This window comes from Paraglaciecola sp. 25GB23A, assembly GCF_040012495.1.
Classification (GTDB): domain Bacteria; phylum Pseudomonadota; class Gammaproteobacteria; order Enterobacterales; family Alteromonadaceae; genus Paraglaciecola.
Genome location: NZ_JBDYKM010000008.1, coordinates 1 through 14,619 on the forward strand (window position 1 = coordinate 1; position 14,619 = coordinate 14,619).

The following is a 14,619-nucleotide window of genomic DNA, read 5'->3' on the forward strand; positions in this document are numbered from 1 at the left end:
GAGTATCAATAAGACTGATTTGGCTTTGACGTGATTGTGGCATGACAGACCATCCGTGGTTGTTTGAACCTTTAAAGCGTAGTTCAAAACTGACTTTTTGCCAGTTTATGATGGCTGTCTCAATAGCATTTTTTTCACTGTAGCTAGTGTCTATTTACTGGCGACTACTCTTCGATACCTCTCTAAGCTAAAATCTAAGTCCGCTTTTTTAAAATGTCAGACAATCAGCAGTTAACTAGCTTGCCAGACAACATAAGCGATAAAACCCACCCAGCTTAGCGACAACAAAACCCAGGGTAGATATTTTAAACGACTGTCGTTGACTACCTCTTGCACGGATTCAGTACTTTCATTCTCCCGTTGCCTGATTGTTTGCTTCCGTTGTTTGTCTATTTTACGTATTTTTATACCGTGCTGCTTCTTATATTCAGCAACACCTTTTTGAATACCTTGAGCAATTAACTTGGTCTGCTCTTTAGTTTGCCCCTCTTTTTGCCTACCTTTGGCTATTTTTAGCGCTTGAGCTTCAACTTCTGGTGATACTTTATTTTTCATTTTTTGCATAACACTGATTAAAACTGATGGGTAATATTAGCAGCTTCTAGCTATATTTAAGACAAGTACTTTTTCAAACCTTGTCATCTCAAAAATAATTTACCTCACTCTGCAAGACTAATTTATCAACGCCTATTGACCTTACCATCATGGTAAGCTTTACCCTCTTCAACATTGTATGTAGGTATCAACGAGGTTGTTATGAATGACGTCATTCAGTTAAAAATTGAGGGTATGACCTGCGGGTCTTGTGTCGGACGAGTTGAAAAACAACTTAAGCAAGTCAAAGGCGTTGAAAGCGTCAACGTTAACTTAGCGGTTGAAACCGCAAGTATTCAAGGTTCAGCGAAGCTTGAAGCATTAGTGTCAGCGGTTGAGTCCGCCGGATATCATGTTCAAACGACAAACAGAATCTACTCTGTATCTGGCATGACGTGTTCGTCTTGTGCAGGGCGTGTCGAAAACGCACTACTCAAACTACCTCAGGTGTTAAAAGCAGGCGTCAATCTCGCAACTGAGCAAGTCTCAATTAGCCTTATTGCCGAACTTCAAGAATCTAAAGTGGCGACGACGCTAGATGATGCAGGTTACAAACTGCTTAGTCCCAACAAACCCACTGATGCTAAAACGAGCGGCAATCACCATAAGACCCCGTTTTACCATGCCGACTGGTTTGATGCTTTGGCTGCCAGTGTGCTGTCTTTACCCCTTGCCCTACCTATGTTTGGCATGTTGTTGGGTAAAGAATGGATGTTACCTGCGTTGTGGCAATGGCTGTTAGCAACGCCCGTGCAATTTTACTTTGGTGCGCGTTTTTATCGGGCTGCGTGGGGAGCGCTTAAAGCAGGCACTGGCAACATGGATTTGTTAGTGGCTATCGGCACCAGTTCAGCTTATGCCTTGTCACTTTACTTATGGTGGGCCCATAGTGGCCACTCTGGCTCGCCGCACTTATATTTTGAGAGCAGCAGCGTAGTATTAAGCTTGGTGCTGATCGGTAAATACCTTGAACACAAAGCCAAACGCCGCACCACCGACGCATTAAGAGCGCTAGAAAATTTAAAACCGACCACAGCCACGGTATGGCGTGACGATGATTGGCGACAAGTCACCGCCTCTACTGTCCAATCTGGTGAGCGGGTGCAGATTAAACCGGGTGAAAGAGTGGCGGTAGATGGTGAAGTCTTATCTGGGCAAAGCCAACTCGATGAAGCCTTGATTAGTGGTGAAAGTCTGCCTGTCAGCAAAAAAATCGGTGATGCGGTTACCGGTGGTTCTATTAATTTAGACGGCGTATTAGAAATTAAAGCCAGTAGTGTTGGCGCAGAGTCTACTCTAGCCAAAATAATAACACTGGTTGAAGAAGCACAAGGTGCCAAAGCACCGGTACAAGCGCTAGTCGATAAAGTGAGTGCGGTGTTTGTTCCTGTAGTCATGGTGCTAGCACTGCTCACCCTAGTCAGTTGGGGTATGTTTAATGGTAATTGGCAACAAGCCATTCTCAATGCAGTTGCCGTATTGGTAATTGCTTGCCCTTGCGCCCTCGGTTTAGCAACGCCGGCGGCTATCATGGCAGGTACTGGAACGGCTGCTCGCTTTGGTATTTTGATCAAAGATGCCAGTGCCTTAGAACAAGCCACTGCCATTGATATGGTGGTGTTTGATAAAACGGGCACACTGACCGAGGGAAAGCCGTCCTTAAGCCAAACAACGGCCTTAATTGGTAATGAACAAGAACTGATTCAGCTTGCGGTTTCACTGCAACAACATAGTGAACATCCTTTGGCCTTAGCGATTGTTAACAAAGCCAAGGACATGTCGATCTCCGCCCTCGATGTAAGCGATTTTCATGTAATGGCCGGTTTAGGTATAAAGGCCAAATTGGACGATGCCACCTTATTCTTGGGTAGTAGTCATATGATGAAGGACTTGGGTCTCAAGCTGCCCAATGACGCTGTACAAACGAAAGGAGCATCAACCTCGTGGTTAGCCAGACAAAAAGGGGATAAAACAGAGTTACTCGGTCTTTTTTGTTTTACCGATAAGCTTAAAACAAATGCATTATCCGCAGTCAAACAGCTAAAACAACAAGGCATTAAAGTGGCCATGTTGACTGGTGACAGTCAGGCAAGTGCTGATGACGTTGCCCAGCAATTACAACTTGATCAGTATCAGGCACAAGTTATGCCGGCAGATAAATCGACTTTTATTAAACAGGCTCAACAACAAGGCTTGCAAGTGGCGATGGTAGGAGACGGTATCAACGACGCCCCTGCCCTGGCGCAAGCGGATTTAGGCATTGCCATGGCAACCGGCACCGAAGTGGCGGTCAGTGCAGCAGCTATTACCTTAATGCGTGGTGAGCCTAATTTAGTGGCATCGGCTCTTTTAATTTCAAAATTGACCTACCGTAAAATTAAACAAAATTTGTTTTGGGCGTTTATCTTTAACTCTGTTGGTATTCCATTAGCGGCATTTGGTTTTTTAAGCCCTATCATAGCCGGCGCTGCCATGGCATGCAGTAGTTTGTTTGTCATCAGTAATGCTCTATTGTTACAACGTTGGAAAGCAAAGGAATAAGCCCTAATGACTAAACTAGCCACGATCGGCGAAGCAGCAACAATAAGCGGCCTATCGGCTAAAATGATCCGCCACTATGAAACAATAGGTTTGTTAGCTAAAGCTAATCGCACAGATGGGGGTTACCGTCTTTATAACCCTCAGCAATTAAAAGTAATGGGGGTCATTAAGCAGGCCAAAAAATTGGGATTCTCCTTAAACCAAACACATTCACTAGTGGACTTATGGCAAAATCCAAAGCGTGCCAGTCGCGAAGTTAAGCAACTGGCCGAACAACATTTAGTGGAGATAAACGAAAAAATTAACGAACTAGAGCAAATGAAACAAGCCTTACAAACATTGTCAAATAACTGCAATGCGGATGATAATGCCAGCTGTTCCATTCTTGATGGCTTAGCAAACAACCAAAACTAAGGACTGTTTGCCGCCCAAATTATAAGATATTAGTAGGATTGTTATTAACGATTCAAATATAAATTAACGACCTAAAATGCTGCGCGCAATCACTTCTTTCATAATCTCAGAACTGCCGGCATAAATAGTCTGTACACGAGCATCACGATAAAAGCGTGAAATAGGGTATTCATCGGTGTAACCATAGCCGCCAAATAACTGTAGGCATTCATTCACCATTTTAAGTTGCATTTCAGTTGCGGCCAATTTCAACATCGCGGCATCGGTTACCGTCATTTTATCCTGCTTGTACTTGCTCATATGCTTTTCAAGCATGGCTCGGCACAGTTCAAGTTCAGTCAGACATTCGGCAAGTTTAAAACGCGTATTTTGAAATTGCCCAACCGATTGGCCGAAGGCTTTACGTTGTGTCACATAATCAACTGTTAAATCTAAGGCGCCTTGTGCATGGCCAATTGCTTGCACTGCACAACCTAATCGTTCCCGCGGTAATTCTTGCATCAAATAAGTAAAGCCTTTGCCCTCTTCGCCCAGCAAAGCATCGGCGGGCAAACGCATGTCTGCAAAAAAGAGCTCAGCGGTGTCACTGCTGTGTTGACCTATTTTTTCAATGGGCTTACCCCTTGAAAATCCGGGAAGACTGGTATCAACTAAAAATAGCGAGATACCTTTTGCACCAGCTTTTAGATCTGTTTTAGCGCACACCACGATCATATTGGCCATGTTGCCATTGGTTATGAAGGTTTTTGAACCATTAAGAATATAGCTGTCACCGTCTTTTACAGCCTGCGTTCGCATACCCGCTACATCGCTACCTGCACCCGGTTCTGTCATGGCAAGTGCGGTTATCACTTCACCTGAAACCATAGGCGGCAACCAACGATCTTTCTGCTCTTCAGTGGCGATATTAAGGATATAGGGTGCCACAATATTGGCATGAATATTATAGCCAGTCGCTAAGCCATGAAGACCCAAACGACACATTTCTTCTTGGATCATTTGGCAAACATCAAAACTAGCGCCTGCTGCACCATATTTTTCAGGCATATCAACCAACAAAATGCCGGCACTGCCTAGGGTATTCCACACTTCTCGTGGCATATGATGATTTTTTTCCCAACCATCATAGTGGGGTATTATTTCCTGCTCTAAAAAGCGCAACACCATGTCACGAAAAATTTGAATTTCTTCATTATCAATAAGATCATTTGTCATCAGTGTGCCCTTTTACAGCCGGATAATTTGAATATGCTAAAAAGACGATTAACTCGTTTTTCTAAACATAGATTTCTAAAATTGCTTACTTCACTGAACATCAGACTTGCTGAGCCAAAGCCCGCCCACTCATCTATAATCAGCGCAAGTATATCTTTTCATCATAAACAGCATTGATGCGACAAAAAACTTATTAAATCTTATAGTTAAACATAAGTCCCCATGAGCGCTAAACGGAAAGAATAGCCGGGCTCAGTATCTAATTTAACTGTTTCAACAGAAGGGTTATGCAAACAGGTAGGCGGCGTGAAGTTTTATCAAGTTGATAAATTGAAAGTTTAAAAGCCAGGCGCAAAGTCACTGAAAATGGGGTAGCAAACCTTAAATCCTACCTTGGGTTAGTAATATCTTCAGGCAATCAATAAGTTACTATCACAGCTAGATCATGTGGGTAAACACTGCTGAAACGCTATGAAATATTAATAGTCGAATCTTCGGCTTCGTTTTCGGATTCTGACTCTGTTGATGCCTCTAGCTTTGCGCGATCGGCTTTAGAAATATAGGTACCCTTTTTTTTCACATTACCTTTTGCTTTAGCGGCTTTAAGCCGTTTCTGGTGTATTTGATTGATTTTCTTTTTTTTATTCATGACGATATCTTTATTTTTTAAGCGAAGAATTGTGGCTGAGATAAATCAATTTACCCCGTTATTTTGGCCATTATAGCCCATCTGTATTGCGCGGCTATTTTTACTTCAATACAAAGTGAAAAAAACTGGTAGTATGCGCGCAATTATCACTGAACACCGACGATCAACTCTTCGGTAGCCGTGACCGATTGAATCCTTTTTAGCTTTTATAGGTACCAGAATGTCAGAAAAAATCACTAGAAACAGACGCTTAAGAAAAAAATTGCACTTGGAAGAGTTTGCTATCTTAGGCTTTGAATTTAGCTTTACTTTAGCCAGTTTAAACGGTGATGATTACGAGCAGTTTTTTACTAGCTTTGCAGCGTTTGCCGATAGCCAAAACCTATATATTACTCTTGGCAATGATGGCGAGTTGTTTGAAGGTTCAGTTACTTCAGCAGAGCGTTATGGTAATGCTACAGACGAAGACCGAGCAGCGATGGAAGCTCTACTCACTAGTCACGCTATCGTGACTGACGTAAAAGTAGGGACTTTGGTAGATGCCTGTTACGCCATGTAAGGCTTGATTAGCATTACAAAACCAACCCAGCTCTAATGCCAGTGAGTTACGCTGACTGGCATTAAACTTTAAAACCTGTTTTGCGATCCAACAGTCTTAGGTTTCAACCCTCTGCTCGAGTAAATACTCCAAGCCATTCAGTCCTTGAAAAAACCAATACTTTTTAATAACTTGTCAGCGACGTCATAAACTATAAAAGCCCCCATATTTGTGATTAATCAATCGCTACTGACGAGGTAACTATGTTTGCAACCTAGCAAACATAATATCAATCAGTATTTGTCACCTCACCTCAACCATGAATTTTAATATTGTTAACAGGACATCCATGGTAACGAATTGAAGAAATCGCTCTTTGTGCATTTTGTTATGATGGGTGTCTCGGTAAATCCTTTAGGCTTTGAATTTAGCTTTACTTTAGCCAGTTTAAACGGTGATGATTACGAGCAGTTTTTTACTAGCTTTGCAGCGTTTGCCGATAGCCAAAACCTATATATTACTCTTGGTAATGATGGCGAGATGTTTGAAGGTTCAGTTACTTCAGCAGAGCGTTATGGTAATGCTACAGACGAAGACCGAGCTGCGATGGAAGCCCTACTCACTAGTCACGCTATTGTGACTGACGTAAAAGTAGGTATTTTGGTAGATGCCTGTTACGCCATGTAAGGCTTGATAAACCAAACCGAGCTCTAATGCCAGTGAGTTACACTGACTGGCATTAAACTTTAAAACCTGTTTTGAGATCCAACAGTCTTAGGTTTCAACCCTCTGCTCGAGTAAATACTCCAAGCCATTCAGTCCTTGAAAAAACCATTACTTTTTAATAACTTGTCAGCGACGTCATAAACTATAAAAGCCAAAGTAATTGTAACTAATCAATAGCTACTCACGAGGTATTTTTAGCAACCTAGCAAACATCATATCAATCCGTATTTGTAACCTCACTTCAACCATTAATTTCAATATTATTAACGAGACATTCATAATAACGAATCAAAGAAATTACTCTTTGTGCATTTTATTATGATGGGTGTCTCAATAAATCACTTAAATTTCAATATTATTAACTGGACATCCATAATAACAAATCAAAGAAATTACTCTTTGTGCATTTTATTATGATGGGTGTCTCGATAAACACGATAAACACTACCATTGGTCTAAATCAGCAAAGGATTCTGTTAACTTCGGAATGAACCAATCTTCAAATTTGCGTATCTTGGGCCATGAAAAATGTTGTTCCGGCGCGACAAGGAATAAGCAATAAGGGCTGAGAGTGCTGAAATCAAGCAGTTTAATTAGCCTACCTGTGCGCAGATGGTCGATCACAAGACTTTTATTAGTCAGGGTAAAGCCCCTACTGGCAAGGGCATTTTCTATTAGAACTATGGAATTATTCGAGCGGATACTGGCGGTCAGTTTGCCCCTGTCTATATTGAATTTGTCACATGCCTGCTGAATGATGGGCTGGGTGTCTGCGCTGATATCTTCTATCCAAGGCAAGCTAAATACTTTCTGACTATTCTTAGCGTCGGCTTCACTAATCAAATCTGGACTGGCGATAAAAATCAAGGTGTCATTAACTAAGCGCTTTTCCGCAAGCCCTTTATAATTGCCAGCTCCCATTCTAATCGCCAGATCTATTTCACCTTGATCGAAATCAACTAACTCGTTGCTCGGAGCTAACTGCACCATTAGCTCTGGATGCAATGACTGAAACTCAGACAAACGCGGTAGTAACCACAAAGAGGTAAAGGAATTTATCGCTGAAATACGCAGAATATTTGGATTGTTGTCACCCGAAATCAAGCGTATCCCGGTTTCAAATGATTCGAATCCTTGTTCGATAAAGGGCAATAGTCGCCGCCCCTGCTCTGTCAAACAGGTTTTTTGGCTGCTGCGGATAAACAAGCGCATATCAAGCTGTTGTTCTAGGTGTCTGATCTGTTGACTAACCGCTGCTTGAGTAACATGAAGAGTAATAGCTGCCTGCTTAAAACTGCCTGCTCTGGCTGCAACTAAAAAGAACTGAAGGGATTTTAATGGAGGTAAACGTTGTGACAATACTGTGCACCAAATAGAAAGTTAATTAAGTTTTTCTTAATTATAGTTCAGTTTTTATCGTTTGTACGGTGGAATTTCAAGGTCTATTATTTTCACGCTATCAACACACAATGCTCTGGAGAGCGAGATGAAATATTTGCTGCTAATCTTATCTGTTTCAGCTTTTACTGCAACAGCAACAACCAACACCCGACTAACCGAGAAACTTTATGCAGAGGAAAGTTATCCCTATAACTTATTGGTCGAGCGAGCCGATTCAATTAAGATAAACTACATTGAAGATCTAGATAAGAAAGAAGTATCTTGCTCTACCACAGTGCTCATTGATGCCGACACTGCCACTACAACCACCCTAGTGTCTTCTTATAATGCCTTTAAGATGCGACCTTTAGTAAGTTGTCTTAGACACGCAGATGCAAAGCGCTTGCTAGGAAGAACCTTTGCTCAGTAAGACTTTGGCATTATGATAATGGCGTGTGCACTTAAATATTAAGTTGCTTGCGCCATTGCTCATTCAATTCGAATGCATATAGCTATGCAATGAACAGTAAGCAGGACAGCCATAACAAAGAATTCCCCCATCTTGGCTATATTTGTGTAATTGCGTATAACTCAGTAAAAGGTCATGTTTTGTGAGGGTTTATTGTGAGCCCATTGATTTAACTGCAAATACGATTTCTACCTTCTTGTTTACCTTTGTACAAAGCATCATCTGCCCGTTTAAATAGGGTTACAAAGTTATCGCTCTGATTAGCCTGAGCGACTCCGCCTGTCACTGAAACTGTTACGCCAATCGGTTGCCCGATAGGTTGGGCGTTAATGATTTCTCTAAGCTTTTGCCCAATAGCCAATGCCCCATCAAGAGTAGTATCCGGCAGTAAAATAAGAAATTCCTCGCCACCCCATCGAGCCAATTTATCTTGTTCTCGAATTCCGCTTTTTATTAAATCAGCTCCTGTCAACAACACGATATCCCCCACGTCGTGTCCATAATTATCATTAATATCTTTAAAATGATCATAATCGATAAGTACAATGCTAAATGGCTCTTGCGAGCGCCGATATCGCTCAAATGCGGCTTGAACATACTGTTGTAAACCATGTCGATTATAGGTGTTGGTTAAAGGGTCATTGTTAGCTAGGGCTTTTAGTTCTTTATTAGCTAGTTTCAGTTGCCGAGTACGTTGCTCAACTTTAGTTTCTAATAGCTCACTCATCAGTTCTAAATCTGCATTACGCTCCTTAAGCGTTTCAGTCAGCGTCGCGTTTTTATTAATAAAATTATTAAATCGAGTATTGGTCACAAAACTCTGGCACATGATAAAACCGACAACGCCCAAACTAAAAAAACGGCCCGTAGTTATAACGCTATTCATATTTAACAGATCGTTTAGTGCAAAAGCAAAAGCGATCAGCGAGCCAAATAACATGACCCCAGCACCTCTTTGTTTTTTACTCATTGCTACCCAAATTCTCTGCAATATATAAAGCATAACGATCAGCGCAACAACCTGAAATATCGTCACTGAGACGCCAAAATAACGAGTTGGAAACAGCAAAATAAAAGCAGCAAAAACAACACAAACGGTATATACCATTGAACAGAATTTTTGATGAAATTCGCGGGGATAACATGATTGAAAAAAATACAATGCAGCCGGAATACCAGCGTAAAAACTAAAGAAATTCAACTTTGTTATTAATACAAAGCCACCAGCAAAGGTTGATAATGCAAAACTCATGTGTTCAATCGTCAACTCCCGCAGAAACAGAAGTAGGCACAAACAAGCAAATACCAGTGGAATTTTATCTGTCGGTCGCAGGAAGAACTGGATCAACGAATGAATAACAGTAATTAATAGTGCCCCTAAGATGAACATACTTAAAGCAACCTGATCCCTTTGTAATGTATGCAAAAAGTCAGCATCGCCTAAAATGATAGGTGCCCACAAGCCACCCCAGCCTGAGTGATAGTTTGATACTTGAATGGTGATAGAAAATGTTTTGAGCCCATCAGGTATTCTAACAATAGTAGTGTTGTATCCGGGGCTTGCCACTGATTCAGAGTCTGTCACTACACCACCTGAAGCCATGAACTCAGCATCTATGTAGAAACGATAGGCGCTTTCAATTTGCGGAATACGCACAGCAAAATTACGAGTACTTTGTTGCAAAACAACATTTAGATGATAAGTAGCAAAACCAATAGCAGTATAATCTGTATCGTATTGATCCTTTTGCCAGCCGCCGCTACCTTTCATCAAAGTGGACTGCGGCATCGACATAAGAATTTGCTCTGGCTCAAGTAATTGTTGCCAAAAAAAAGACCAATCGCCAGCTAAAGCCAAGGTTTTTCTTTGAGAGAAATCAGAGGATTGGATCGTTATTTGCCCAGCATCTGCTTGTTTTATAGCAGGTTGCAAAGCCACACCGAAATGGTAAATAAGTGGCAAAAATATCAGCATAGTCATAAAGAACAAAGCTATCGACAGCCCCTTTGACCAAATAGCCATGTGATATTTACTTTGCGCTGTAATATTTTCCTTAATTTTTAGCACTACCATATTGTCCTTAAATGGAAGAGAACATTTATCTAAGACTTGTAATTCGGGGATATGTTAGCAATTTCAGCACTTGAGTGCCTATAAAGACAGAGTTAATTTCGATACTTAGTATTTATTACAATACCTTTTTCCTCAACCAAGTAATCTGATAAGCCCATCATTAGAGTGAGTGATTGATAAAAAATAGGCGGGGCCTAGCTCCCCTCAGGCGTAACCTTTTTCTAAGGGACCTTAATTTGCTCTCTTACTTAGCTGTTTTTCCTTGTAATAAATTTCTAAAACCGAGGACAAGCTACTATTCGACTGAATTGTTATATAAAATCACCTCGTCTCCAGAACCATATCCTTTCAATAATGCTGCTCTAGATACCTTCAAAGTGGATTTATAAAGATCTTCTGCAAAATTACCCTCTGATGTCGTCACAATAACGGCTCCTACACCGTGACCAATTTCTGCCACGTGGCTTTTAAACAAAACAAACGAATCAGTGATCAGCCTGCGCCCCAGCCCCTTACGACTATTTACAGTGTCCACAGCAATTTGTTCAAGCTCTAGGATACATGCATCTCTAAAGCCATTTTTAACACACCAAAGAATATAACCGGATATAATATCACCCTCTTCAATGACGTAATAAACTGCGCGAGGAAATGAACTAAATGAAGCACGAACCCACAACAAATGATTTCGTTCATTTGGAAAACACTGTAAATAAATCTGCGCGACCCGATCCAAATCTTGCTCTGTCGCTTTTCGTGTTTGCATAATAAGTCCTTAATAGTGAGAAAGTTTCATCTATCATGGCTATTGCCTTGGGTAGATGAAAAGCCGTGATGACATAAATTAAATATTTATTGAATTAAGGGATTAACTTCCCAACTTACTTTAGCTATATGTGCCGCGCAGTGTTAATCGACCTAAGCTTTTAAACTTGTTGTATGCGACTTAAAAATTGCCGATTAGTGGGCAATGCACCAAGCAATTTTTCAGTACTGTGCAAAGTTTCATTGCGTAGGCGTTTTATTAACAAGTCTTCTTTTTGACTTATCTGGGTAGAGCAGCTTTGATCGACCTTAAAGCCCATACCATAAAGTACATACTGTTTACTGGCCGATGAAAACAGCTCAAAACGTTGATTTGTTTCATAAACACCAGGCGCCTGAGTGCGCCATAACAACAATGACTCTTGCAAACTATCTGGAATACTCTGAACACTTTGGTGCGCTCGCCAATATTCACTGTCACGGCGATTGCTTAGCAAATAATGTAACTTCAAAAAATCAATAATTTCTTGCCATCGTTGTGATGTGAGTAAATTAAATCGTTTCGCCAACACCGTCATGGCACTGCGCTCTCGAGGAAGTTGTTGACTGATCCATTCGGCTGATTTTTCAATTAGGACTAAAGCGGTGGCTTCTAATGGCTCTACAAAACCGGCTGAAACGCCAATGGCGACACAGTTTTTAAACCAGAAGGTTTCCCTATGACCTGGGGTAAACTTAATCGTGCGTGGCAGGATTTTCTTTGACGCGAGATAGGGATCATTTTGCACATAATCGAACAAGGCTTGTTCTGCTTGCTCTACAGTGGAAAAATCACTGCAAAATACATGGCCGATACCCCGGCGGTTTTGTAGGGCTATATCCCAAATCCAACCATTTTCCTGAGCGGTAGCGACAGTACAAGAGGCAATAGGAACCTCATCTGACCCGTGCTCCATCTGCACGGCTAGAGCAGTATCGTTAAATAGAATATGCTGTTTTGATGCAAATGGGATTTGATAGTGCTTGCCAATCAAAATGGCGGCAAAACCACTACAATCAATGAATAAGTCGCCTGCTATCTGCTCGCCACTGGTCAATGCAATTGTGGCAATATCACCGTTCTCGGCCGGAATGATCTGCTCTACATGGCCTTGAATATATTTCACCCCCAGCTTCTCAACACAGTGCTGATGCAGCATCTGTACAAACTTGCCCGCGTCCAGATGGTAGCCATAGTTCTGGCTAAAGGCATATTCAGGCATTTGCGGTAGTTTAGGCGCCAAATTTTGTTGGCAAATTGTACCTTGGGCACACACCCAGCTTTCAAAATCCACATTGTTGTCTTTGGCTGACCAGGCCTGAGCCATACTCACAGCACCGTAGCCTGCAGGAGCGGTAAATGGATGATAATAATACTCATCACTGCCCTCAGACCAAGCGACAAATTTAGAGGCCTGTTTAAAACTAGCCTGACAACAGGACAGAAAAGTGCGCTCAGAGATGCCTATTTGTCGCAGAGTATCGCGCATGGTGGGCCATGTGCCTTCGCCGACCCCAAGGTTTTTAACCTCTGGAGACTCCACTAACACAACCTCGGTTTGCTGAGTTGAGGAGCTATTGGCACAATGTTTAGCCGCAATAATCCCCGCGCTTAACCAGCCTGCCGTGCCGCCACCGACAATCACCACTTTAGTTTTCATTTTTTACTGCCGTCATAGTAGTGCACTTATTTAGGCGACTCATTCCTGCTCCTGAGCTGGGCAATAGCTTTGAATAAAGTCTGCATGTTCGGGTAGTTGCGAGACAGAACGGTCAATCATACTTTTTAGCGCCATCATCTGGCTTTTTAAACCATCAGCGGCTAGAACCCGACCGGCGCCGTGATGCTGTTTGGGCATCAGGCCCTGCCCCATCATTACTTGTACCCAAGAATCCACTCTAAATAATGCGACATCGTCAGGCCATGCATAGGCGTTTTCTCGGAACATTGCCATGCGATGAGTAAGAGAGTCAGGAATCTGCATGCTTTTGTAATGCTGCCAAAACGGGCTGTCATTGCGCTGGGTTAGGTGATAATGCAAAATAATAAAATCACGAATTGTCTCGAGTTCTAGTTGCGTCTCGCGATTAAAGTGTTCAGCCAGCAAACGGCTATTGCCCTCAAAGGGAAACAACTTCATCAAACGTAATATTGCAGTGGTAATAAGGTGAATACTGGTGGACTCTAAAGGCTCTAAAAACCCACTGGATAAGCCAATCGCAATACAGTTTTTGTACCAGGCTTTTTTGCGGCGACCGGTCGTAAAGCGTATTTGGCGGGGCTCGGTAATAGTCGGGCCCGTGAGATTGCCTAGCAAGGTACTACGGGCCTCATCATCCGATAAAAATCGACTGCTATAGACAATGCCATTGCCCACTCGATTTTGCAGCGGAATACGCCATTGCCAGCCAGCGGAATGAGCCATTGCAATGGTATAGGGCCGAGCAGACTCTGTTGCCTGAGTTTGCACGGCAATAGCACTATCAGCCGCCAGTAAGTGACTCCAGTCTTCAAAATCAACCTTCAAATGCTCACCAATCAGCAATCCTCGAAAACCGGTACAATCGATAAACACTTCACCGACGACCTTAGAACCATTGTCTAGGGTCACAGAGGCAATATTACCGATATCATCGTTTTCTATATGGGTGATTCGACCTTCTACCCGTTTAACTCCTGCGGCTTCGCTTTTTTTACGTAAAAAAGCAGCGTAAGCCGTGGCATTTAAATGATAAGCAAAATTAACCGGCTTTTTGCCGCTTGAAGTAGCAAATTTATTTGCTTTAGCGGCTTTGAGTTCAAGGCAATAATCATCCAGACTTCCACCAAAACCTTGGGCTTTAGCCTCTAACCAAAATTCGTGAAACTCAGCCATCCATGAGCGTTGGCCGATTTCGCCAAAAGAGTGAAAATAGCTGTCATTTTGCTGGCCCCAATTATCAAAGCGGATGCCTAATTTAAATGTCGCTTGGGTAGCAGACATAAATTCCTGCTCATCAATACCAACCAAACGATGAAAAGTACGCATAGTAGGAATGGTCGCCTCACCAACGCCAACACTGCCAATCTGATCAGATTCGACTAAAGTAATATCAAGCAAATTGCCCAAACGAGTGACTAAGCTATATGCCGTCAACCAACCGGCCGTGCCGCCACCGGCCACCACAACTTTGGTTTTTGCCTTCCTATCGACTGCCATGTTACCTCTTAAAGT

Annotated in this window: 13 protein-coding genes; 5 read left to right on the plus strand and 8 right to left on the minus strand. The window is 42.2% G+C overall.

Annotated elements, in window-relative coordinates; all coding sequences use genetic code 11:
- Positions 1–231: 231 nt before the first annotated feature.
- Complete coding sequence (locus tag ABKW31_RS12815; RefSeq protein WP_348616858.1) at positions 232–555, minus strand: DUF2956 domain-containing protein; 324 nt, start codon at positions 553–555, stop codon at positions 232–234.
- A 201-nt stretch (positions 556–756) separates the two neighbouring features.
- Between ABKW31_RS12815 and ABKW31_RS12820 the strand changes: the two genes are divergently transcribed.
- Together ABKW31_RS12820 and cueR are read left to right on the plus strand one after the other, a co-directional pair.
- Positions 757–3,135 carry a heavy metal translocating P-type ATPase gene (locus ABKW31_RS12820; RefSeq protein WP_348616860.1) on the plus strand — a complete coding sequence of 793 codons (2,379 nt, stop codon included), beginning with the start codon at positions 757–759 and terminating at the stop codon, positions 3,133–3,135.
- 6 nt (positions 3,136–3,141) lie between these two features.
- The gene (gene cueR / locus ABKW31_RS12825) at positions 3,142–3,549 is read left to right on the plus strand and encodes a Cu(I)-responsive transcriptional regulator (protein ID WP_348616862.1); all 408 of its coding nucleotides are present in this window, start codon (positions 3,142–3,144) and stop codon (positions 3,547–3,549) included.
- 63 nt (positions 3,550–3,612) lie between these two features.
- Here cueR and ABKW31_RS12830 read toward each other — a convergent pair whose 3' ends face one another.
- Entirely contained in the window at positions 3,613–4,764 is a 1,152-nt protein-coding gene (locus tag ABKW31_RS12830; RefSeq protein ID WP_348616864.1) for an acyl-CoA dehydrogenase family protein, read from the minus strand.
- Positions 4,765–5,233: 469 nt separating this feature from the next.
- Complete coding sequence (locus ABKW31_RS12835) at positions 5,234–5,413, minus strand: DUF2986 domain-containing protein (protein ID WP_348616865.1); 180 nt, start codon at positions 5,411–5,413, stop codon at positions 5,234–5,236.
- A gap of 220 nt (positions 5,414–5,633) precedes the next feature.
- On the opposite strand from ABKW31_RS12835, the gene ABKW31_RS12840 reads away from it, so the two are divergent.
- Together ABKW31_RS12840 and ABKW31_RS12845 are read left to right on the plus strand one after the other, a co-directional pair.
- On the plus strand, positions 5,634–5,972 hold the full coding sequence (locus ABKW31_RS12840; protein ID WP_348616867.1) for a 50S ribosome-binding protein YggL: 339 nt from the start codon (positions 5,634–5,636) through the stop codon (positions 5,970–5,972).
- 339 nt (positions 5,973–6,311) lie between these two features.
- Complete coding sequence (locus ABKW31_RS12845) at positions 6,312–6,638, plus strand: 50S ribosome-binding protein YggL (RefSeq protein ID WP_348616868.1); 327 nt, start codon at positions 6,312–6,314, stop codon at positions 6,636–6,638.
- A gap of 483 nt (positions 6,639–7,121) precedes the next feature.
- On the opposite strand, the gene ABKW31_RS12850 is transcribed toward ABKW31_RS12845, so the two are convergent.
- On the minus strand, positions 7,122–8,036 hold the full coding sequence (locus tag ABKW31_RS12850; protein WP_348616870.1) for a LysR substrate-binding domain-containing protein: 915 nt from the start codon (positions 8,034–8,036) through the stop codon (positions 7,122–7,124).
- A 127-nt stretch (positions 8,037–8,163) separates the two neighbouring features.
- On the opposite strand from ABKW31_RS12850, the gene ABKW31_RS12855 reads away from it, so the two are divergent.
- Positions 8,164–8,487, plus strand: coding sequence for a hypothetical protein (locus tag ABKW31_RS12855; protein WP_348616871.1), 324 nt, complete (start codon positions 8,164–8,166; stop codon positions 8,485–8,487).
- Positions 8,488–8,695: 208 nt separating this feature from the next.
- On the opposite strand, the gene ABKW31_RS12860 is transcribed toward ABKW31_RS12855, so the two are convergent.
- From ABKW31_RS12860 to ABKW31_RS12875, 4 genes are all read right to left on the minus strand, one after another.
- Positions 8,696–10,594 (minus strand): diguanylate cyclase, encoded by a 1,899-nt coding sequence (locus ABKW31_RS12860; RefSeq protein WP_348616873.1) that lies wholly within the window; start codon positions 10,592–10,594, stop codon positions 8,696–8,698.
- Between the two features lie 301 nt (positions 10,595–10,895).
- Positions 10,896–11,366 carry a GNAT family N-acetyltransferase gene (locus ABKW31_RS12865; protein WP_348616875.1) on the minus strand — a complete coding sequence of 157 codons (471 nt, stop codon included), beginning with the start codon at positions 11,364–11,366 and terminating at the stop codon, positions 10,896–10,898.
- 160 nt (positions 11,367–11,526) lie between these two features.
- Positions 11,527–13,065, minus strand: a complete 1,539-nt coding sequence (locus tag ABKW31_RS12870; protein ID WP_348616877.1) for a tryptophan halogenase family protein — start codon at positions 13,063–13,065, stop codon at positions 11,527–11,529.
- A gap of 39 nt (positions 13,066–13,104) precedes the next feature.
- Positions 13,105–14,604: a tryptophan halogenase family protein gene (locus ABKW31_RS12875; RefSeq protein ID WP_348616879.1), complete on the minus strand. Its 1,500-nt coding sequence runs from the start codon at positions 14,602–14,604 to the stop codon at positions 13,105–13,107.
- Positions 14,605–14,619: the final 15 nt, after the last annotated feature.

Excerpts from the sequence above, each read along its gene's own strand:
- ABKW31_RS12855 (WP_348616871.1), top strand. The coding sequence starts at position 8,164 with ATGAAATATTTGCTGCTAATCTTATCTGTTTCAGCTTTTACTGCAACA.
- ABKW31_RS12835 (WP_348616865.1), bottom strand. The coding sequence starts at position 5,413 with ATGAATAAAAAAAAGAAAATCAATCAAATACACCAGAAACGGCTTAAA.
- ABKW31_RS12865 (WP_348616875.1), bottom strand. The coding sequence starts at position 11,366 with ATGCAAACACGAAAAGCGACAGAGCAAGATTTGGATCGGGTCGCGCAG.
- cueR (WP_348616862.1), top strand. The coding sequence starts at position 3,142 with ATGACTAAACTAGCCACGATCGGCGAAGCAGCAACAATAAGCGGCCTA.
- ABKW31_RS12840 (WP_348616867.1), top strand. The coding sequence starts at position 5,634 with ATGTCAGAAAAAATCACTAGAAACAGACGCTTAAGAAAAAAATTGCAC.
- ABKW31_RS12875 (WP_348616879.1), bottom strand. The coding sequence starts at position 14,604 with ATGGCAGTCGATAGGAAGGCAAAAACCAAAGTTGTGGTGGCCGGTGGC.
- ABKW31_RS12820 (WP_348616860.1), top strand. The coding sequence starts at position 757 with ATGAATGACGTCATTCAGTTAAAAATTGAGGGTATGACCTGCGGGTCT.
- ABKW31_RS12870 (WP_348616877.1), bottom strand. The coding sequence starts at position 13,065 with ATGAAAACTAAAGTGGTGATTGTCGGTGGCGGCACGGCAGGCTGGTTA.
- ABKW31_RS12830 (WP_348616864.1), bottom strand. The coding sequence starts at position 4,764 with ATGACAAATGATCTTATTGATAATGAAGAAATTCAAATTTTTCGTGAC.
- ABKW31_RS12815 (WP_348616858.1), bottom strand. The coding sequence starts at position 555 with ATGAAAAATAAAGTATCACCAGAAGTTGAAGCTCAAGCGCTAAAAATA.